17 protein-coding genes are annotated in these 21,288 nt (G+C 62.7%); 6 read left to right on the forward strand and 11 right to left on the reverse strand.

Annotated features, from left to right (window positions below):
- Nucleotides 1–3 precede the first annotated feature (3 nt).
- From tgt to DCY11_RS00850, 7 genes are all read right to left on the reverse strand, one after another.
- Nucleotides 4–1,134 (reverse strand): tRNA guanosine(34) transglycosylase Tgt, encoded by a 1,131-nt coding sequence (tgt, locus tag DCY11_RS00820; protein WP_108680673.1) that lies wholly within the window; start codon nucleotides 1,132–1,134, stop codon nucleotides 4–6.
- A complete protein-coding gene (queA, locus tag DCY11_RS00825; protein WP_108680674.1) occupies nucleotides 1,131–2,216 on the reverse strand; it encodes a tRNA preQ1(34) S-adenosylmethionine ribosyltransferase-isomerase QueA in 1,086 nt (361 codons plus the stop codon). Before queA ends, tgt begins: the two co-directional genes overlap by 4 nt.
- Nucleotides 2,217–2,232: 16 nt before the next feature.
- Complete coding sequence (locus tag DCY11_RS00830) at nucleotides 2,233–2,730, reverse strand: DMT family transporter (protein ID WP_108680676.1); 498 nt, start codon at nucleotides 2,728–2,730, stop codon at nucleotides 2,233–2,235.
- Entirely contained in the window at nucleotides 2,727–3,134 is a 408-nt protein-coding gene (locus DCY11_RS00835) for a peptidylprolyl isomerase (RefSeq protein ID WP_371515051.1), read from the reverse strand. The genes DCY11_RS00830 and DCY11_RS00835 overlap by 4 nt, the downstream gene beginning before the upstream one ends.
- A 111-nt stretch (nucleotides 3,135–3,245) precedes the next feature.
- Complete coding sequence (locus DCY11_RS00840) at nucleotides 3,246–3,890, reverse strand: peptidylprolyl isomerase (protein WP_208430486.1); 645 nt, start codon at nucleotides 3,888–3,890, stop codon at nucleotides 3,246–3,248.
- A 30-nt stretch (nucleotides 3,891–3,920) separates the two neighbouring features.
- On the reverse strand, nucleotides 3,921–4,415 hold the full coding sequence (gene coaD / locus DCY11_RS00845) for a pantetheine-phosphate adenylyltransferase (RefSeq protein ID WP_108680680.1): 495 nt from the start codon (nucleotides 4,413–4,415) through the stop codon (nucleotides 3,921–3,923).
- Between the two features lie 188 nt (nucleotides 4,416–4,603).
- Entirely contained in the window at nucleotides 4,604–5,320 is a 717-nt protein-coding gene (locus tag DCY11_RS00850; protein WP_108680682.1) for an OmpW family protein, read from the reverse strand.
- 344 nt (nucleotides 5,321–5,664) lie between these two features.
- Between DCY11_RS00850 and DCY11_RS00855 the strand changes: the two genes are divergently transcribed.
- Nucleotides 5,665–6,399, forward strand: coding sequence for a Crp/Fnr family transcriptional regulator (locus DCY11_RS00855; RefSeq protein ID WP_159079710.1), 735 nt, complete (start codon nucleotides 5,665–5,667; stop codon nucleotides 6,397–6,399).
- A 40-nt stretch (nucleotides 6,400–6,439) separates the two neighbouring features.
- Here the strand turns inward: DCY11_RS00855 and gyrA are convergent, their stop codons facing one another.
- Entirely contained in the window at nucleotides 6,440–9,205 is a 2,766-nt protein-coding gene (gyrA, locus tag DCY11_RS00860) for a DNA gyrase subunit A (RefSeq protein ID WP_108680685.1), read from the reverse strand.
- Nucleotides 9,206–9,730: 525 nt separating this feature from the next.
- Between gyrA and DCY11_RS00865 the strand changes: the two genes are divergently transcribed.
- Nucleotides 9,731–10,216, forward strand: coding sequence for a bacterioferritin (locus tag DCY11_RS00865; protein ID WP_108680687.1), 486 nt, complete (start codon nucleotides 9,731–9,733; stop codon nucleotides 10,214–10,216).
- Between the two features lie 134 nt (nucleotides 10,217–10,350).
- On the opposite strand, the gene DCY11_RS00870 is transcribed toward DCY11_RS00865, so the two are convergent.
- On the reverse strand, nucleotides 10,351–10,818 hold the full coding sequence (locus DCY11_RS00870; protein WP_108680689.1) for a single-stranded DNA-binding protein: 468 nt from the start codon (nucleotides 10,816–10,818) through the stop codon (nucleotides 10,351–10,353).
- Between the two features lie 321 nt (nucleotides 10,819–11,139).
- Here DCY11_RS00870 and DCY11_RS00875 point away from each other — a divergent pair, with 321 nt between their 5' ends.
- Nucleotides 11,140–11,751, forward strand: a complete 612-nt coding sequence (locus DCY11_RS00875) for an MAPEG family protein (RefSeq protein ID WP_052464300.1) — start codon at nucleotides 11,140–11,142, stop codon at nucleotides 11,749–11,751.
- Here the strand turns inward: DCY11_RS00875 and DCY11_RS00880 are convergent.
- On the reverse strand, nucleotides 11,748–12,308 hold the full coding sequence (locus tag DCY11_RS00880; protein ID WP_108680691.1) for a DUF2585 domain-containing protein: 561 nt from the start codon (nucleotides 12,306–12,308) through the stop codon (nucleotides 11,748–11,750). The genes DCY11_RS00875 and DCY11_RS00880 overlap by 4 nt on opposite strands.
- Nucleotides 12,309–12,412: 104 nt before the next feature.
- Here DCY11_RS00880 and DCY11_RS00885 point away from each other — a divergent pair, with 104 nt between their 5' ends.
- Together DCY11_RS00885 and uvrA are read left to right on the forward strand one after the other, a co-directional pair.
- Nucleotides 12,413–13,981 carry an AAA family ATPase gene (locus DCY11_RS00885; protein ID WP_108680693.1) on the forward strand — a complete coding sequence of 523 codons (1,569 nt, stop codon included), beginning with the start codon at nucleotides 12,413–12,415 and terminating at the stop codon, nucleotides 13,979–13,981.
- Between the two features lie 81 nt (nucleotides 13,982–14,062).
- On the forward strand, nucleotides 14,063–17,005 hold the full coding sequence (uvrA, locus tag DCY11_RS00890) for an excinuclease ABC subunit UvrA (protein WP_108680695.1): 2,943 nt from the start codon (nucleotides 14,063–14,065) through the stop codon (nucleotides 17,003–17,005).
- A gap of 54 nt (nucleotides 17,006–17,059) precedes the next feature.
- On the opposite strand, the gene DCY11_RS00895 is transcribed toward uvrA, so the two are convergent.
- Nucleotides 17,060–19,543: a DEAD/DEAH box helicase family protein gene (locus DCY11_RS00895; RefSeq protein WP_108683608.1), complete on the reverse strand. Its 2,484-nt coding sequence runs from the start codon at nucleotides 19,541–19,543 to the stop codon at nucleotides 17,060–17,062.
- A 780-nt stretch (nucleotides 19,544–20,323) separates the two neighbouring features.
- Here DCY11_RS00895 and DCY11_RS00900 point away from each other — a divergent pair.
- Nucleotides 20,324–21,286: an amidohydrolase family protein gene (locus DCY11_RS00900; protein ID WP_108680697.1), complete on the forward strand. Its 963-nt coding sequence runs from the start codon at nucleotides 20,324–20,326 to the stop codon at nucleotides 21,284–21,286.
- Nucleotides 21,287–21,288 lie beyond the last annotated feature (2 nt).

Raw genomic sequence — 21,288 nt, forward strand, 5'->3', positions numbered from 1 at the left:
CGGCTAGTCCGTCCCGTCCGCCTTGGCGTAGCGGCGGCGGATGTCCTCGGCAAAGGCTGCGAACGTGCCATTCTCGATGGCGGCGCGCGCCCCTGCCATGAGCTCTTGGTAGAACTGAATGTTGGCGTAGCTCACCAGCATGGCTCCCAGCATCTCCCCTGCCTTCACGAGATGGTGGAGATAGGCGCGGCTGTACTGCGCGGCGGGACAGGCACTGTCCGCGTCGAGCGGGGTGAGATCCTCGGCATACTGCGCATTCCGCAGGTTGAGACGTCCGCCCCAGGTGAAGGCCTGACCGTGGCGCCCGGAGCGGGTGGGCATCACGCAGTCGAACATGTCGATACCGCGCGCGACCGCGCCGAGGATATCGAGCGGCGTGCCGACGCCCATGAGATAGCGCGGCTTGTCCTCGGGCAGATACGGTGTCGTCGCGTCCAGCGTGTCGAACATGGCCTGCTGACCTTCGCCGACCGCGAGGCCGCCGACCGCATAGCCCGGAAACCCGATCCCGACGAGCGTCTTGGCCGAGTCCTCCCGCATGTCCGGAAAGACGCTGCCCTGAACGATCCCGAACAGCGCTTGCCCCGGCGCGCTCATCGTCTCGAACGCGGCCTTGGAGCGCTCGGCCCAGCGCATCGACAGGTCCAGCGAGACACGCGCCTCCTCGCGGCTGCAGGGAAACGGCGTGCATTCATCGAGCGCCATCTGGATATCGGCGCCGAGCAGGCACTGCACTTCGACAGCGCGCTCCGGCGTGAGGAAGACCGGCGCTCCATCCAGGTGCGAGTTGAAGGTGACGCCTTCCTCGGTGATCTTGCGGAGCTTCGCCAGCGACATGACCTGATAGCCGCCGCTGTCGGTCAGGATGGGCTTGTCCCAATGCATGAAGCTGTGGAGCCCGCCGAGCTTGGCGATTCGCTCTGCGCCGGGGCGCAGCATCAAATGGTAGGTGTTGCCGAGAATGATGTCCGCGCCCGCGGCCGCCACGTCCTCGATGAACATGGCTTTGACCGTCGCCTGCGTGCCGACCGGCATGAAGGCGGGCGTGCGAATCTCTCCGCGCTGAGTCTCAATGACGCCGGTGCGGGCGCCCCCGTCGGTCGCCTTCAGCGCAAACGAAAAGGGGGTCGTCACACCGGGTCTTTCGGGGTCAGCAGACACGCATCGCCGTAGGAGTAGAACCGATAGCCCTCGGAGATCGCGTGCCCATAAGCCAGTTTCATCGTCTCGAGTCCGCTGAAGGCGCTGACGAGCATGAACAGCGTCGATTTCGGCAGATGGAAGTTGGTCAAGAGACGGTCGACGAAGCGCAGGCGATAGCCGGGCGTGATGAAGATGTCCGTCTCGCCGTGGAACGGCTTCAGCGTAGCGAACTCGTCGGAGGCACTTTCGAGCAGCCGCAAGCTCGTCGTCCCGACGGCAACAACCTTGTTCCCGCGCGACTTGACCGCATTCAACGCGAACGCCGTTTCGGTCGACACCTCGCCATACTCCGCATGCATGCGGTGGTCGTCCGTATCCACGGCACGGACCGGCAGAAACGTGCCGGGCCCCACATGCAACGTCACGAAATAGATGACGACGCCGAGCTCGTCGAGTGTTTGGAGCAGTTTGCGCGTGAAGTGCAATCCGGCCGTGGGCGCGGCCACCGCCCCCTCCTCGCGCGCGAACGTGGTTTGGTAGTCCGTGCGGTCCTGGTCGTCGGGCGCCCGCCGCGCGGCGATATATGGCGGCAGCGGCATGGCGCCCTGCGCCTCGATCGCATCGTGAAGCGCCGGGCCGCTCAGGTCGAACGCCAAGGTCACCATGCCCTCCTGCCCCTTGGCCTCGACCGTAGCGGTCAGGCTGCCGTCGGCACAGGCATTGCTGTCCTTACCGAACTGGATGCGGTCGCCGGGCTCAAGCCTCTTTCCGGGCTTCGCCAGCGCGTTCCAGCGGTGATCGTCCAGCTTCTCGATGAGGTTGGCGGAAATCTGGGCGGTCGCATAGCCGCGCGTCCGCACGCCCTGAAGCGCCGCCGGAATCACGCGCGTGTCGTTGAAGACGAGCGCGTCGCCCGGCTCGAGCAGCAAGGGCAAGTCGGCCATGACCTTGTCGGCCAGGATGTCAGGGTCACCCGGGTGCACGACGAGCAGTCGCGCAGCGTCGCGCGGATGCACCGGGCGCAACGCGATCAGTCCATCGGGTAGATCAAAATCGAAAAGGTCTGTTCGCAAGGACTCCCCGTCGGGGCTAAAGCATTCGAACCATGAGCGCGCCGACCAGCACCAGCACTACGCCCGACACGCGCCCAACGCTGAGTTCGCGCTGAGCAAGATCGAAAAGACCGAACCGGTCCAGCAGAAGCGCCGCCATTAACTGGCCGCCGATCGACAGGGCCATGAGCGCCGCGATGCCGATCTTCGGCGCCACGATCAAATTGACCAGCACATACATGGCGCCAAGCAGCCCGCCGCTAATCAACATATACAGCGGCACGGACCGCAGCGCGCTAAGATCCGTGCTCCCCCGGGCGAAGAGCATCACGACCACGCCGAGCGCCACGGTGCCAACGCAAAAGGACCAGAACGCGGCCGAGAGCGGATGCCCAAGGCGCGCGGCAAGCTCCGCGTTGATCGGCGCTTGCATGGCGATCATGGCGCCGGTGGCCAGAGCCACCAGCGTCAGCAACATTGCAGTACCGGACATGGCCCCGCGTTCCTTGGACTTGCCGTTATCTGCGCCGGTCATCCGGCGGCGTCAGCGGCGATCTTGGCCGACAGGATCTTGTCCGGGCTTGCCGGCGGCTCGCCCCGGTTGATCTGATCGACGTTCTCCATGCCTTCGATCACGCGGCCCCAGACCGTGTATTTGCGGTCGAGGAAGGTGGCGTCGTCGAAGCAGATGAAGAACTGGCTGTCCGCCGAATCCGGCGACTGGGCCCGCGCCATCGACACGGCGCCGCGGGTATGGGGTTCAGCGTTGAACTCGGCGGCGAGCTTCTGACCCGAACCGCCTGCGCCCGTTCCGGTCGGATCGCCGGTCTGAGCCATGAAACCTTCGATCACCCGGTGAAACGGAACGCCGTCGTAAAATCCCTGCCGGGCCAGTTCCTTGATACGGGCGACGTGATTGGGCGCAAGGTCGGGGCGCATTTCGACCACGACATTGCCTTTGCTCGTCTCGATGATGAGTGTGTCTTCAGGATTGGCCACGTGTCGGGCTCCTTCATGTTTGTCGTTTCGCTTCGGGGGGTGCCGGACCGTCTACTCGATGGTCGCCTTCTGGATGTAGTCGAGCTTGGGAAACTGCGTGACGAGATAGGCGTTCCCTTGCGCCTTGATCAGCGCCTGGTTGGGACCGTTGCCGCGCGGGGCGCCCTCGCCATACCCCTTGTAGAGGGAATCGACCACGTCCATGCCGGAGATTATTTTCCCGAACGGCGCGAAGCCCTGACCGTTGAGCCCGGCGTTGTTGTTGAAATTGATGAAGACCTGGGTGGTGCGCGTGTTCGGGCCCGCCGTGGCAAACGTCACCGTGCCACGCGCGTTGGATTCCCGGACCGGATCGTCGGGGATGTTCGCGTTGCTCCAGGCGGCGGAAACGTCGGGGTTTCCGCTAATGCCGAACTGGACCATGAAGCCGTCGATCACGCGGAAGAAGCGCGCATCGTTGTAGAAGCCGGCTTTCACCAAATTGTAGAACCGATCGGCGCCGTGTGGTGCCCAGTCGCGGGTCACCTGGATGACGAAGGTGCCCTTGGAGGTCACGAACTTCGCCTTGTAGCTGTTGGGCGCGCGCTCGTTCAGCGATGCCGGGTTGCCGAGACTTGCCGCCGACGATGGGGCCTGGGCCATTGTAGCTGAAAACAGCAGGGTTGCCGCGAAGAGGACGACGGTCCTGATGGTCATGGGGTTTCCTCGTTTGTAGGTCTCTGAAGATTACGGTGCAAGTTTGCGCCCTAGCGCCAAATTGACCGGCTCCGGAACGAAAGGTGAGACATCGCCACCCATTGCGGCAATCTGACGGACAAGACTGGCCGCGATATGGCGTGTCCCCGGCGATGCGGCAAGGAAGACGGTTTCGATCTCCGGCGCAAGGGCCGCATTCATCCCCGCCATCTGCATTTCGTAGTCGAAGTCGCCCGCGTCACGCAGACCGCGAAACACGACCGTAGCGCCGACGCTTCTGGCCGCCTCGACTGTCAGCCCGTCATAGACCATGACTTCGAGCTCGATGCCAAGTTCGCGTGCCACGGGCGCAAGGGACTCCCGGGCGAGCGCCACCCGTTCATCGGCCGTGAAGAAGGGCCCCTTGCTGTGATGGCCGCCAATGGCGATCACCAGGCGGTCGATGAGGTGCGCGGCGCGGCGCACGATATCCACATGCCCCAGGGTGACGGGATCGAAACTCCCAGGATAGAAACCGACGCGCATGACGTTGGCGCTCCTCTTGTCCGTGCGCAGCTTTCGTTGGGGCTGGGGGCCGCCGTGACCCCATGCGGCCCCTTCTAGCCGTGCCGGGGGCGTGTCGGCAAGGCCGCAGCGTGATCTGAGGAGCGGACGCAAAAAAGGCCCGGTGTCGCCACCGGGCCTTAAAACGTGTCAATCGCTGAAGTATGCGACTATTTCAGGTCGTCGTAGGCCGCCGTGGTGCCGTGACCGCCCAGGATATCGCTCAAATTGAAGCGATAGCCGAAGCCTGCCGAGACGATCAGTGGATCGAGGTCGACATCGGCCGTGATGCCCGTGCCGCCCCAACGTGCGTTGGTGTTGAGCCAGGTCTTCTTCACGTCGGCATTGAGGTACCAGCCATTGCCGACGGCAACGTCCAGACCGGCCTGAAGGGTGAAACCGAGGCCATCGTCGATGCCGAGGCTCGTGCCCGGGCCCAGCTTGCTGTCCTCGTCGAAGAAGGCGATGTACTGCATGCCGACGCCGACATACGGCTTGAAGGTGCCGTCCGGATTGAAGTGGTACTGCGCCGTGAGGGCCGGCGGGAAGATCCAGGTATCGCCGATCTCACCCAGGGCGGCGATGCTGCCCGTCGCGTCGATGCTGTGCTTCGCGAAGCAGCAGAACAGTTCGACGGCGATGTTGTCGGTGAAGAAGTAGGAGATGGTCATCGCCGGGATGACCTCGTCGCTCACGTCAGCGCCGGCACCCGGGATGCGCGAGCCGTTCAATTTCACGGTGGCATCTGTGTCCGGCAACACGCCGGTCACCACGCCACGGATCATCAGGTCACCGTGGTTGTCGCCAGCCAGAGCCGGTTGCGGCGCCGCGCCGAGCAACGCAGCAAGGGCGAAACCAGCCGCCAGCGTGCTTAGGATCTTTTTCATAACGTCCCCCAGTCATTGCGGTGACCGCTCGCGGCCACATCGCGTTTGTCCCCTCTTTTCATGTGCCGGTTCCCGGGGACACGCCAGGATGGATCGCCCCTGTTGCCTGACTGAGGTCAGCGATTGTCGGCTCCGGACACGTCTGTTGCAGCCGCGACACAGTTTTTCTTGATCCTAGTCAAGACGTTGCCTGCGATTGGTGCTCAGGGCGTCATGCCTGCCACGCACCCGGGGCTTGATCGGCGTCAAGGTCCGATTCGCGTGTTCTTGTCATGAGTGGATCGGCAAGGGGCAGTGTACGCACTGCCGCGCAGGGTATTCACGTGACAACAGACAGTTTGATAATGGCCGCCCCTCTCTCGCCGGTAGATGCCGGGCCCAGCGCGGACTGGCAAGCGACGCTGCCGGCCGAGCTTGCCGAGCACGGCACCCTCGTCCATACGAGGCCCGGACAAGCGCTCCCGCTGACGCTCGGCGGCGAGGAAACCGTGTTCGTCGTCCGTATGGCGACTTTGCTGTTCCGGCTAACCCTTGCCGACAATCTCCGTCAGGGGATCACCCTGCTCTATCCCGGCGACGTGTTCCGCTCGGCCTTCGCCCCGCCGGGACCCGGAGCAGATCTGGTCTCACTGACTGCCGGGGAGGTGCTGCGATACCGTTATGACGCCTTCTCGAGGCTGCTGGACACGAATGCCGACGCGCGCGCCTATTTCGACATGGCCGTGGCCCGTCAATCGGCACGCCAAGCCATTCATCTCGCGGCGGTGGGCCAACTCGACAGCACGCAGCGGCTGGTCACGTTCCTGATCGAACTCGCGACCCAAATCGGGGTTCCGGCTTCCGAGGGGCGTGTCGTCTTCGAGTTGCCGCTGAGCCGCAGCGAGGTGGCCGAGTATCTGGGGCTCAACGCCGATACGCTGTCGCGGATCATGTCGCGGCTGCGCAGCGAAGGCCTGTTGTCCCAGCCGGATCGTCATACCGTGTTCGTCCGGGATCTGACGGCGCTCGCCGCCCTGTCACCGGCATCGGCCTCGTTAATGTCGCAGTCGCGAACGAATACGGGCGGGCCGAGGCCTTAACCGGTCCAGCCCGAACGCCTAATCGATCAAGGCCGAATCCTTAGCCCGTCTCTCCGCCGTCCGGATCGAGCGGCACATCTGCATCGTCTTCCCCGCTTTCGTCGCCGTTGCCGGCTTCGTCGGGAATGTGCTCGACGGAAACGACACGCTCGTCCGCGGCCGTATCGAAGACGATGACCCCCTGGGTCGACCGGCCGACGACCGAGATGCCGTCCACCGGCACGCGGATTAGCTGGCCCCGGTCGGTCACGAGCATGAGCTGGTCGCTGTCATCGGCCGGGAACGAGGCGACGAGCTTGCCGTTCCGCTCATTCACGATCATGCCGATGATGCCCTTCCCGCCTCGGCCCGACACCCGGAACTCGTAGGCGCTGGAGCGCTTGCCGTAGCCGTTCTCCGAAATCGTCAGCACCATCTGCTCGTGGGCGCTGAGTTCGGCGTAGCGCTCGGGACTGATCGCCACGGTTTCGGCGCCTTCTGCCTCTTGTTCCATGTCGGGCTCCTGCTCGCCGCCGCGGCGGACCATGTTGGCCTGGCGGACATAGGCGGCACGCTCGGCCGCATCCGCGTCCACATGGGTCAGGATGGCCATGGAGATGACTTCGTCGCCCTTGCCGAGATTGATGCCCCGGACACCGGATGATTGGCGCCCCTTGAACACGCGGACATCGGTGACAGGGAAGCGGATGGCTTGGCCGTCGGCCGACGTCAGCAGCACATCCTGCCGCTCGTTGCAGACCTCGACGCCGACAATGTGGTCGCCCTCCTCCAGCTTCATGGCGATCTTGCCGTTCTGGCGGACCTCGATGAAGTCGGAGAGCTTGTTGCGGCGAACCCCGCCATCGTTGGTGGCGAACATCACGTCGAGCTTCTCCCAGGACGCCTCGTCCTCGGGGAGCGGCAGAATGGTCGTGATGATCTCGTCCTTGCCGAGCGGCAGCAGATTGATGAGGGCCTTGCCACGCGCTTGAGGCGCCGCCTGCGGCAACCGCCAGACCTTCATCTTGTAGACCATGCCGCGCGACGAGAAGAACAAGACGGGCGTGTGGGTGTTGGCAACGAACAGACGGCTGACGAAATCCTCATCGCGCGTCGCCATGCCGGCGCGTCCCTTGCCGCCCCGGCGCTGCGCGCGGTAGGCGGTAAGCGGCACGCGCTTGATGTAGCCCTTGTGGGACACGGTCACGACCATGTCCTCGCGTTGAATGAGGTCCTCGTCCTCGACCTCGCCCATCATCTCGGTGATCTCGGTCCGCCGCGGCGTGCCGAACTGCTCCTTGAGCTCGTTCAGTTCGCCCTTGACGATGTCGACGATCCGGGAGCGCGACCGCAGGATCTCCAGATAGTCGGCGATCTGCGCGCCGAGCCCCTTCAGTTCATCGCCGATCTCGTCGCGCCCAAGCGCGGTCAGGCGCTGCAGCCTAAGATCGAGAATGGCCTTCGCCTGCTCTTCGGAGAGCTTGTAGGTGCCTTGCTCGGAAACCTTGTGGCGGGGATCGGCAATCAGCTCCACGAGCGGCGCGACGTCCTTGGCCGGCCAGTCCCGCTCCATCAACTGCGCGCGCGCGGTGGACGGATCCGGGGCTTTCCGGATCAGCGCGATGACCTCGTCGATATTGGCGACGGCGATGGCAAGGCCAACGAGCACATGGGCGCGTTCGCGCGCCTTCTTGAGCTGATGCTTGATGCGCCGGCCGACGACCTCCTCGCGGAAGTCGGTGAACGCCAGGATCAAGTCCTTGAGATTGAGGACCTCTGGACGGCCGCCGTTCAGCGCGACCATGTTGCAGCCGAACGTGCTTTGCAGCGGCGAGAACCGGTAGAGCTGATTGCGCACCACGTCGGCCATGGCCTCGCGCTTCAGCTCGATGACCACCCGCATCCCCTGACGGTCGCTCTCGTCGCGAATGTCGGAAATGCCTTCGATCTTCTTGTCGCGGACGAGTTCGGCGATCTTCTCGACCATCGATGCCTTGTTCACCTGATAGGGAATCTCTGTGACGATCAGCGCTTCGCGGTCCTTGCGAACCTCTTCCACATGCACGCGACCGCGCATGATCACGGAGCCGCGGCCCTTGTGATAGGCGGAGCGGATGCCTTGGCGCCCGAGGATGAGACCGCCCGTCGGAAAGTCCGGACCCGGAACGATTTCGATGAGTTCGTCGATCTCGATGGCCGGGTTGTCCAGATAGGCGATACAGGCGTCGCAAACCTCGGTGAGATTGTGCGGCGGAATATTCGTCGCCATGCCGACGGCGATGCCGCCGGCGCCGTTGACGAGCAGATTCGGGAACTTGGCCGGCAGGACGACCGGCTCCTGCTCGCGCCCGTCATAGTTGGGCTGGAAGTCGACCGTGTCGTTCTCGAGGTCGTCGAGCAGCGCCATGGCGGGCTTGGCGAGGCGCACCTCGGTGTAACGCTCGGCCGCGGGCGGATCGCCGTCGATGGAGCCGAAGTTCCCCTGCCCGTCGAGCAGCGGCAGCCGCATGGAGAAGTCCTGCGCGAGGCGCACCAGCGCGTCGTAGATCGCCTGGTTGCCGTGCGGATGGTACTTACCCATCGTGTCGCCGGTCACGCGCGCGCATTTGTTGTACGGCCGGTCCGGCGTGTAGTTGTTCTCGCGCATCGAGTACAGGATGCGGCGGTGCACGGGCTTGAGGCCGTCACGCGCATCGGGCAGCGCACGCGACACGATCACGCTCATGGCGTAATCGAGATAGGAGCGCTTCATCTCATCGATGAGCGAAATCGGTCGGATATCGGAGGAGGACGGCTCCTCGACGCCTTCGTCTTCTTCGTCAGCCAAGGACGGAATTGCCTTCTAAAATCGGTCGAAGAACGCACTCCCAAGCGCGCCGATGCTTGAGCCGCGCGGGGTTCTTAGGATGCGTTCGAGAAGCTGTTTCTATAGCTGATTTCGGTCCGATTCTGCAACCGCCAACGGCCTCTTATAGGCAGGATTTTATCCATAAAATACAGACACTTGCCAAAGCCGTCGGTGCGGCAAATAGAGCTGGCGGATTCGGCGCTTCGGAACGGCGATTCTGGGCCGCGCCGGCAACCGTTCGTAAACGCTTAAATAGGACCATGGAGGTCTGAATTACCTCCTCGCCGGGTGGCTTTCCGCCCCCCATTTTCGTGCAGAAAAGCGCGCCCGCCTGTCGCATTGAAGACCTAGATCAAGGTCCCATTTGAAGGATGTGGTTTGCTTGGCACCAACCAAGACATGATTTTCATCCGGTCTTGATCCTTCTGAAATTGACCTTCCAGAAACTGGCGCCTGAGACTGTGGCGCCTCGATCGAGACCCTTACTAGAAGGAAGACGACATCATGAGTAACGAGACGACGATGAAGAACCTGCAGAAGGCGCTGTCGATGGAGCTGTCGGCAATGCACCAGTACCAGCTTCACGCCCATACATTGGATGACTGGGGGCTCGACAAGCTGGCGGCGCAGATGCGCGAGGAGATGACCGAAGAGCTGGGCCACTCCAACGAGTACATGAACCGCATCATGTTCCTGAACGGCGAGCCGGAGCTCGAGTTCTACAAGAAGCCGGTCAAGGCAACCTCGCTCGAAGCCATGTTCAAGGCCGACCTCGCCGACGAAGAAGAGGCGATCGCCTTCTACACCCATGCCGCCATGCAGGCGTCCGAGCAGGCCGATGTCGGGACGCGGACGCTGTTCGAGAAGATCCTCCTCGACGAGGAAGGACACAAGAGCTGGCTCGAACTGCAGCTGAGCCTGCTGGATCGTCTCGGCGAGAAGACCTTCAGCTCCAAATACGTGTCCGGCGTCGAGTCAGCCAGCGACTAACAGGCAGGATATCCGTGTTCGCGGCGCCGTCGTGGCTCACGTCACGCGGCGATCCGCGCCACGGCAACTGGACTTTGAATTTGGAAGAAGCCCCGAATTTGGAAGAAGCGCCTGAGGTGCGGCCCTGAGACGTCCTAGAACGGGATCTCGTCGTCCAGTTCCTTGTTGAACGATCCGCCGCCGCTGAGGGGCTTGGTGCGGCCGAAATCGCCACCACCGCCGCCGCTCTCGCTCATGCCCCCGCCCTGCTGGCGTCCGTCGAGCATGGTCAGCGTCGAATTGAAGCCCTGCAGCACGACCTCGGTGGTGTAGCGCTCCTGACCGGACTGATCTTCCCATTTGCGGGTCTGCAGCGAACCCTCGACATAGACCTTCGAGCCTTTGCGCAGATACTGCTCGGCCACCCGCGCAAGCCCTTCGGAGAAAATCACCACCCGGTGCCATTCGGTCTTCTCGCGGCGCTCGCCCGAATTCTTGTCCCGCCAGCTGTCGGTGGTCGCCAGACGCAGGTTGACGATGGGGCGCCCGTCCTGGGTGTGGCGCACTTCGGGGTCGGCACCGAGGTTTCCGATGAGAATAACTTTGTTGACCGATCCGGCCATGCTTCCGACCTCCCCGCATACAAGCCGCTGAAATAATCAAGGTCCGCGCGAGCTTCGAGCCCACGACGGCCAATCCGGCACGATAGGCGCATGAGCACCGGCGTGCCAGGACACATCGCCCGCCTGTCCCCCCTGTCCACAACCTGGGGGACGATGGCAAGGCAGGCCAAATGTACCGGTTTTGTTCTCATCCGTCTACCATGTTGCCCTCTTGTTATTCCTTGGCGTGCGCCCTATGGCTAACAAAACGACAGATAATATTTTGGCAGTGCGCCCCGTCCTCCGAGGGTGACTGCCCCAGATCCAGGAAAAGCAAGAACGATGCAGCGGCAGGTCCGCCAGGGACAGACATCCACGCGCCGTAAGGGCAAACGGCGCGACCCACGGGTCAAATATTTCGGCTTCACCGCCATGCAGTGGCCCTTCATCGCCACGCTGGTTGGCAACTGGCTGTTTTCGGCGGCCGTCTTTGCCGCCGGCAAGACGTTTTGGGATTGGACTCCCGAGGCGTGGGGCATCGCCGACCGTCTGGCTCTCGTCATCAAGGATGCCGTGGTGGCCATCCTTCCCGGCGTGCTTGGCATTTGTATCGTTGCCGCGCAGCGGCTTGACCCGTCCATGTTCGTCGGCTCAACGCCGAAGCCGAACTCCCCGGTCGAGATCAACACCAAGTTCATCCTGAACACGTTCGAGCAGTTCACCGCCTACTTCATCGCCAATGCGGGCCTGGCGATGTACTGCCCCATCGAGGAAGCGCGCACGCTGCCGATCCTGACGGGGCTATTCGTGCTGGGCCGGATCCTGTTCTGGGTCGGCTATCACAAGAACCCGTACCTTCGGGCCTTCGGCTTTGGCGTGACGTTCTACCCGACCGTGATCGCCTATGTGTGGCTCATCCTGATCATGGTGTTTGGGATCCGCGTTCCGCTCTAGCGGCTATTCTGCCACTGCAGCACGGTTTCGCTCGGCCACAACAGCATGAGCACGTTGAGGGCGAGGCCGTCGCGAATCATGATCCCGGTGAAGAGCTCGAAGGCGACGCCGATCGTCACGGTGAGCCACACCGGCAGCCGGCTCGCGAGCACGAAGCCTAAGACCATGAACAGGATGTCGCTCACCGAGTTGAGGACGCTATCTCCGTAATAGTCGAGCGCGACCGTGGCTTCGCGATAGCGGTCGATCACGTAGTCGGTGTTCTCGATGATCTCCCAGGCCGCTTCCGCGCCGATGGCGAGCAGCAGCCGCGTGCCGACCGAGGCCCGCGGCGCGATCAGCCAGAACAGAAGATAGAACAGGAAGCCGTGGATGACATGCGAGGGCGTGTACCAGTCGATGATGTGCTGGGAGTTCTCCGAGCTCACCACCTGAAAGTGCCACAGCTTCACGGTCCCGCATTTGCAGATCCATGGATGCCCCATGGCGTAAAGCGCGAGAGCCGTCGCCACGATCAGACCGGCGGCCAGGAGATATTGGGTGCGGGTGATGGTCATGGATTTTGTCAGCGCTCGCGAATCGGACCTTGATGTCGTTTGATTGCGTATAGCCCATTCTCCGCCGTCTCCGGTTCGGAGAGTGCGCGCGATAGGAGACAGTCATGACGCAAGACGAGGCACTGGAGCTGCTCAAGACCGGCGCCAGCGTCTTCCTGACGGGCCGGCCCGGCAGCGGCAAAACCCACACGGTGAATCGCTACCTGGAAGACCTGGCCGAGGCGGGCATCCCTTACGCCTACACGGCCTCGACGGGCATCGCCGCCACCCACGGTCATGGGGTCACCATCCACGCCTGGAGCGGGGTCGGCGTCAAAAGCGCCCTCACCCGGCGTGACCTGGACACGATCGCCGGCAATCGCCGGCTTGCGGGGCGCATCGAGAAGACCAAGGTCCTCGTCATTGACGAAGTGTCGATGCTGCCCGCCCGGACCTTGACCTTGGCGGATACGGTCTGCCGTCATGTGCGGGCAACGAACGCGCCGTTCGGCGGCCTCCAGGTGGTGCTTGTCGGAGACTTCTTTCAGTTGCCGCCTGTCGTACGCCGCCAGTCCGATGAAGGCATGCTGCAATTCGGCGGTGACGACGAGGACTCGGACGCAAGTTTCGCCCATGGCTCCGCCGCCTGGCGCGATCTCGATCCCACCGTCTGCTATCTGTCCGAACAGCATCGCCAAGAGGACCGGCCCTTCCTCGATATTCTCGATGCGATCCGCGCCAACGCCTGCACCGAGGTTCATCGCGAGCGTCTTGCGGCGCGCGTCGTGGCGCACGATACGCTGCCCCCTACCCGCACGCGGCTCTTCACCCACAATGCCGCCGTTGACGACATCAACCGGCAGCAGCTCGCGAAGCTGAACGGCGAGCCGCACGTCTTCCCCATGACCGGCAAAGGCGCCCAGTTCGCCATCGACGCCCTGAAGCGGGGCTGCCTTTCGCCGGAGACGCTGGCTCTGAAACTCGGGGCCGTGGTGATGTTCACCAAGAACGATCCTGCCGGACGCTACGTCAACGGCACGCTGGGGCTGGTGGAGGATTTCGACGCCGAAACCGGCGCGCCGGTCGTGCGCACCAAGGGCGGCAAGCGCATCGTCGCGGAACCCGTGACCTGGAAGATCGAGGAAGGCGGTTCGGAGCGCGCAAGCATCACCCAGCATCCGTTGCGCCTCGCATGGGCCATTACCGTCCATAAGAGCCAGGGCATGTCGCTGGACGCCGCCGTGATCGATCTCTCGAAGGCCTTCGAGTTCGGCCAGGGCTACGTGGCCCTTTCCCGTCTGCGCAGTCTCAAAGGGCTGCAGCTTCTGGGCCTCAACGAGCGCGCGTTGCAGGTCCACCCCCAGGCCATCGAGAAGGACGCCGAGTTCCGCAGCGCCTCGGAAGACGCGCTCGAGGCTCTGAAACGGCTTGCGCCGAAGGAACTCGACCTGCGGCAGCAGGCCTTCATGGAAGCGCACGGGGGAGCCGCCGCCGATGCGGCCGGGAAGAGCTACGACGTCGCCACCCTGCGCCAGACCCACGGCAAGGCCTATGCCCCCTGGACCGAAGCGGAAGAGCAGGAACTGCGCCGCCTGCACCATGTGGGAGAAAGCCCGACCGCGATCGCCGAGATCCTGGGGCGCAAGCCTGGCGCCATCCGCTCGCGCCTTAAGAAGCTGGCGCTGATTTCCTGATGAAAAACCGCCCGGCATGACCCGCCTGCGGCCTCTTATGCCTTGCGCGAGGGGCCGCATCCCCCGACATTACCTCGCAGTATGACGGCAAAATCCATCTCCATTCGCGGCGCCCGGGAACACAATCTCAAGAATGTGTCCCTCGACCTGCCGCGCGAAAAACTCGTGGTGATTACGGGCCTTTCCGGCTCCGGCAAGTCCTCGCTCGCCTTCGACACGATCTATGCCGAGGGGCAGCGGCGCTATGTGGAGAGCCTCTCGGCCTACGCGCGCCAGTTCCTGGACATGATGCAGAAGCCGGACGTGGACCATATCGAGGGTCTGTCTCCGGCCATCTCCATCGAGCAGAAAACCACCTCCAAGAACCCGCGCTCGACCGTGGGGACGGTGACGGAGATCTACGACTATATGCGCCTGCTCTGGGCGCGGGTCGGCATCCCCTATTCGCCCGCCACGGGTCTGCCCATCGAGAGCCAGACCGTGAGCCAGATGGTGGATCGGGTGCTGGCGCTGCCCGAAGGCACGCGGCTCTATCTGCTGGCGCCGATCGCGCGCGGCCGCAAGGGTGAATACCGGAAAGAACTGGCTGAGCTCCAGAAGAAGGGCTTCCAGCGGGTCAAGATCGACAACGAATTCCACGAGATCTCCGAGGCCCCGAAGCTCGACAAGAAGCTGAAGCACGATATCGACGTGGTAGTGGACCGGGTCGTGGTGCGGTCCGACATGTCGGCGCGCCTGGCGGATTCGCTGGAGACGGCACTGTCGCTCTCCGACGGCATCGCCATCGCCGAGTTCGCCGATGAGCGCGGGCCCGGCGAGGACAAGCGCATCATCTTCTCGGCGAAGTTCGCCTGCCCCGTCTCGGGCTTCACCATCGAGGAGATCGAGCCGCGTCTGTTCTCGTTCAACAACCCCTACGGCGCCTGCCCCGAATGCGACGGGCTCGGCACGGAGCTGTTCTTCGAGCCGGACCTCGTGGTGCCGAATGATGCGCTGTCGCTGAACCGTGGCGCCATCGCGCCCTGGACGCGCACGTCGGCGACATCGCCCTATTACCAGCAGACGCTGGAGGCGGTGGCCAAGCACTACAAGCAGCCCATGACGAAGCCGTGGAAGGACCTCCCCGAGGACTTCCGCGAGATCGTGCTGTACGGCTCCATCGACGAGGTCACGTTCACCTATGACGACGGTGTGCGGCGCTATGAGACCCAGAAGCCGTTCGAAGGGGTCATCACCAATATCGAACGGCGCTGGCGCGAGACCGAGTCCAACTGGGTGCGCGAGGAGCTGGAACGCTATCAGTCCGACCAGCCCTGCGAAGCCTGCGACGGTTACCGCCTGAAGCCGCAGGCGCTGGCGGTGAAGATCGCCGGTCTCCATATCGGCGAAGTCACGGACATGTCGATCCGCGATGCCAAGGAATGGTTCGATGCCCTGCCCGGCGAACTCACGGCCAAGCAGAACGAGATCGCCGAACGCATCCTGAAAGAGATCCGTGAGCGGCTGAAATTCCTCGACGACGTGGGCTTGGAATATCTGACGCTGGCCCGCGCCTCCGGCACCCTCTCGGGCGGCGAGAGCCAGCGCATCCGCCTCGCCTCCCAGATCGGCTCGGGCCTCACCGGTGTCCTCTACGTGCTGGACGAGCCGTCGATTGGCCTGCACCAGCGCGACAATGCCCGCCTGCTCGACACGCTGAAGCACCTGCGCGATCTCGGCAACTCGGTGATCGTGGTGGAGCACGACGAAGACGCGATCCTCGAAAGTGATCACGTGGTCGACATGGGCCCAGGCGCCGGCGCGCTCGGCGGCAAGGTCGTGGCCGAAGGCACGCCCAAACAGATCATGCAGTCCCCGGACAGTCTCACGGGTCAGTACCTCGTGGGGCTGAAGCAGATCGAACTGCCGAAGAACCGCCGCAAGCCGAAACGCGGGCGCAGCCTCAAAGTCAAAGGCGCGCGCGAGAACAACCTCAAAGACATCGACGTGGAGCTGCCGCTCGGCCTCTTCACCTGCGTGACGGGCGTCTCGGGCGGCGGCAAGTCCACCTTCCTCATCGAGACGCTCTACCGCGCGGTCGCCCGCAAGCTGAACAATGCGCGCGAGCTCCCCGGCGAATACGACGAGATCATAGGCCTCGAACATCTCGACAAGGTCATCGATATCGACCAGAGCCCGATCGGCCGCACGCCGCGCTCGAACCCCGCCACCTATACGGGCGCCTTCACGCCCATCCGCGAATGGTTCGCCGAGCTGCCCGAGGCGAAGACGCGCGGCTACAAGCCGGGGCGCTTCTCCTTCAACGTGAAAGGCGGGCGCTGCGAAGCCTGCCAGGGCGACGGCGTCATCAAGATCGAGATGCACTTCCTGCCCGACATCTACGTCACCTGCGATGTGTGCAAGGGCAAGCGCTACGACCGCGAGACGCTGGAGATCAAGTTCAAGGGCAAGTCCATCGCCGACGTGCTGGACATGACCGTGGACGAGGCCGCCGAGCTGTTCAAGGCGGTGCCATCCGTGCGCGACAAACTCCTCACCCTCGCCCGCGTCGGCCTCGGCTATATCCATGTGGGCCAGCAGGCGACGACGCTGTCCGGCGGCGAGGCTCAGCGCATCAAGCTCTCCAAGGAGCTGTCGAAGCGCGCGACGGGACGTACACTGTATATTCTGGACGAGCCCACCACGGGACTGCACTTCCACGACGTGGCGAAGCTGCTCGAAGTGCTGCACGAGCTGGTCGACCAGGGCAACACCGTGATCGTCATCGAGCACAATCTCGAAGTGATCAAGACGGCCGACCACATCATCGACCTCGGCCCCGAAGGCGGCGACGGCGGCGGCCACGTGGTCGCCACCGGCACGCCCGAAGAGGTCGCGGCCGTCAAGGACAGCTACACGGGGCAGTATCTCAAGGAGCTGTTGGGGCGCAGGAGTAGTGTCGCGAAAGCGCCCGCGAAGTCAGCAAGCAAGACGGCTAAGCCGTCCAAGCGCACGCCCCGGAAGAAGGCCGAGGCTGCGGAGTGATGGGCTAGGCCAGTTGGAGCTTCGGGGACTTTATTTGAGGCGAAGCTTCGGCACTCACTGCTTGTGTTTGTAAGCGACCGTCATCGTTTGGATAATCTGAGCACCAGTCAGCTCGAAATGAACGAGTAAGTCTTTCACTTGTGCCTTGTCTTTGTAGGCCTTTCCGTTGCTCAGAGCGATTGCATATTTGCGCACAGTATCTTTGAACTTCTCTAGGCGATCTTCGTCTACGACGCGCATCTCAGGAAGCGGTGCGGCATCTTTCTGAAATGTCTTTGAGGGGTGAATGATGACCGGCACTCCGGTGCACGCGGGATCATAGGTATTCTTGAACCACGATACCGATCCGATTAGCTGATTGCAGTCAGCCTTAGAGATTTGAGGCGAGGTCGCACCGCTTTTGCATTCGATTATGAGGTAGCGCAGTTCTCCAAGTGCCCAAAGATTGTCGGGCCCCTTGCCAATTTCTTGCTCGGGCCGTTGTGATCCGAAGCCGAAGAACGCCCCTAGGTCGCGGACGGCTGCCTCGAACTCCTTGCTATTTTCATCTTCCCAGGTGAGTTCCTCCAGGATTCCATTCACCCAAACCAACAGGTCGTTTCCCTCAAGAAACTTGCTCATGTAGAGTGTAGCCGCTTGGGCTTGCCCAGCAGCCGGCGCCTCAAGTTTGGTATATCCAATTCCTGCTATGGGCTTAGTGAGACGACGGTTCGCCTCGACGGCTGACAGTTGGATTTCCTGCGCCTTGGCAGGATCAAGGTGATGCATGTACTCAGCCAACTGCTGTTTGTAATAGGCTTTTGTTTCAGCTTGCGTCGCCGAATTGACCGCCTTTTGTGCGTGTTCGCACGCGGCCTTATAGTTCCCTGATCTTGCGGCATCGAAGGCCGCTCTGAGCTCTACGATGGCTGGGTCGATATGTCCGTCCACGTCGTCCTGTGCATTTACAACAGCGCTTCGGCTGGTCTCCACCCAGTCCTTGTCCCGATCCAGGCAAAGATCAACGATATCTTTCAGTTCTTTTATTGGCTTGCCACGCACCTGCTCTGTAACTTGCCTACCCAGGTCCAACTGCGCGCGGGTCGCGGGGGTGAACTTTGATCGCGCAGCCGGGAGATGGATACGATGAGTCAACTTGGCGCCTAGCAGAAGCACGGCGCAGTAGTCCTCGCTTGACCGAACGCCCCGCCCCATTCCCTGCTCAAGCCGCTGAACCTGACGGAGCAGTTGCACCTCCGTCCCGTCCAACGCCGCCATTTCTATCCTCTCAGCTAGGCCGTAGACCTCCGGCAATCCGTCAAGGACTAGTACCTCGCAACTTTGATCTGGAAGGTCTATCCCATCATACTTGTTGATCAGCACGGTGAGGCCAACGTGGCCGGCGCGCATCTTCTCCACACCGGTGGCAATGTTATTGCTGTCGAGAACTTGCGCGGCCACATCCTTCCAGTACTTAGCTCGACGGCCAGAGGGTACAATCACCGCCACGTTCTTCTTCTTGGCCAATTTGACCGCGAGCGCCTTGACGTCATCGATCTCGATCTCTGGATTGATCTCTTGTGGGGCAAGTATCATCCTGTCGCCAATGTCACCCCCGCCTTTGGGTCTGACCGGATCGCTAACCTCGGTCGCGTCGGCCTGGAAATGGCTCACTAGAATGCCATCATCGGCAAGCGTCGCCGTCATATAGACGCGGCGCTTAGCGCCAGTGAAAGCCGGAATAGTGTCCACCGGCAGGTAGCGCGGCGCTATTTCGAGCTCCTTCCCTCCAAATATGCACTGGCACAGCGGCAACACACTTCCTATTAGTGGCCAAGCCCACTTGAACTCATCCTCATTCCTATGGGGATGGAGGATTCTCGCCACGTCGATTTGTCGATCCTTCCATGCCCAGAACGGAACGGCCATCAGTGCCCGTGGATCCCCGCTTTCGAGGTCTAAAAAGCCAATCAGAGATTGCGCCTTCAGGTCATCCCGAAACAGCTTCAGCAGTTCCTTGTAGGCAGGGTGTGTGGCCTCAAGACGAAGACTGAACTGCTTCGCGACTGTGGCAAGGCACGCGTGGGCGTCGTCTACGACAAGTGCGCCGATAGGAATCTTGACTCCCTCATCGCCCACTCCAAAGACGGACTTTGCGTTGATCAGCTTCCACACGTTGACGACGAGGATTGCTTCGCCCTTAAGAAATGCTGGGTCGTTCTCGCTAGCCGTCGCGTTAATACCGAGGTCTTCAGCCTCCTCGAGCACCTGCTTTGTCAGATACTTGTCAGGAGTGACATAGACCGCAGGAGCGATCCCCTCATTGAGCGAACTCTGCAAGGTTAGGAGGCCGACAAGGGTCTTGCCGGACCCGGTATTCATTTTGACAGTGTTGTTGCGTTGTTCGCGCTTCTTAAACCACGAATCTAGAACGTCGGACTGCTCATCGTGTGGTCGTTTGAACCGAGGTTTTCGGTTCAAGGTCGAAAATATCTTTCTGGGCTCAAGCGGCTTCGTCGCCGATATGCCTTTTTGTAGCTTTCCGAAGTCAAGGATCATGTTCTCTACTCCCGCAACACCCGAAATGGTGGCGACCGGCAGATAATACAATATTTGCGAGTGCAATTGTTCCCTTGGCGGCGATGTGGGGATGGTTATCCCCCTCCCCGAAACCTGCCGTAGACTGTCCTCATCCCTCGTTCGTGAGGACGCGAGCTGCAGACCGTCTGCTCTCGGGGCGTGGGACGCGGCGCCTGAGGAAGGTGCGGTAAAGAAGGGCTGGATGAGAGAAGGCCCGGAAGCCCGCATCATGCGTAACGGAACGGCCTCAGGGGTCCCTTACCTCCCGCCTTGGGCGGTGTCATCCAAGGTCCGGCTATGCGGGCTTGCTCTCTTGGGGCTTTGCCAAGAGGGCTCATACCGAACAGTACGAGATAAGCGGAGATGGGGGCTGCAATATCGCCGCGGCGTCGAGGCGAGCTTCGCTCGTTTGATTAGCGAGTGCGAAGCACTGTCCAAACGCCATGCGGGGCGCCGGAAGGCTGCCCAACACAACAAAACGGACGGCGGCCGACCAGCGCCCCGCAGTCCCTTCGGGACTCCTCACTGCGTGAGGGCTGTTGTTTCGAGACGTAGAGAGTGTGTGGCAACTCGCGCCGGATGGCGGCGGGGGGTTTTTGCCTGCGCTCAAGTAGCCGCTAGGCGGTAGCGCACTAAAGAAGGCGTGCTCGGCCGCGTAACCGGGACTTAAGGCCTGTCTGGGCATATGGCGCGCAAACGTCCGTCCACGCACCAGCGCAAGCACCAGCCAAGCACCAGCGCAAGCATTAAGGCCGCCCCATGCAGAAGATCGCCCTCGAAGAGCACTTCATCACGGAGCCGCTTCTGCCCTACCTGTTGCCGGCGATGCCGGCCGTCTCCGACGAGGGTCGAAAGCAGCTCCTGGGCAGTCTCACCGATTTCGGCGAGCAGCGGCTGAAAGCCATGGACGCGGCCGGCGTCGACATCGCCGTGCTGTCGGTCACCGGGCCCGGCGTGCAGACCGAGCCGGACGCGAAGAAAGCCACGGCGCTGGCCGCCGGGGCCAATGACGCGCTCGCGGGCGAGATCCAGAAGAGGCCCACGCGCTATCGCGGTTTCGCCCATCTTGCCATGCAGGACGCGAAAGGGGCGGCAGACGAACTCGAGCGCTGCGTGAAGCAGCTTGGCTTCGCGGGCGCTCTCGTCAACGGCCATACCAACGGCGTCTATCTGGACGACCCCCGCTACGATCCGTTCTGGGAGCACCTGCAGGCGCTCGACGTGCCGCTCTATCTGCATCCGGCGGACAGCTTCAAAATGCCTTACGTGCTGCAAGGCTGCCCCGAGATGGACAAGCCCGTCTGGGAGTGGACCATCGAAACCTCGGCGCATTTCCTGCGCCTCGTCTTCGCCGGCGTGTTCGACCGCTTCCCCAAGCTCAAGATCGTGCTCGGCCATATGGGCGAGACGCTGCCTTACGTGCTGTGGCGGCTCGACAGCCGTTTCGCGCTGCTGGCAAATCCGCGTCCGCTGAAAGAGAAGCCGTCTACGTACCTTGCGCGCAATTTGTGGGTGACGACGGCGGGCCAGTGCGACGACGTTCCGCTGCTTGCGGCGCTATCGAGCCTCGGCCAGGACCGCGTGCTGTTCTCGGTCGACTATCCTTACGAGGACTCGGCGACGGCGGGAGGCTTTCTCGATCGGGCCGCGATCGACGACGCGGTGCGCGCCAAGGTCGCGCGGGAGAACGCCGCCGCGCTCATGAAGCTCTCTGGCGTCTAGAG

The sequence above is a fragment of the Methyloceanibacter sp. wino2 genome (assembly GCF_003071365.1).
Classification (GTDB): Bacteria; Pseudomonadota; Alphaproteobacteria; order Rhizobiales; family Methyloligellaceae; genus Methyloceanibacter.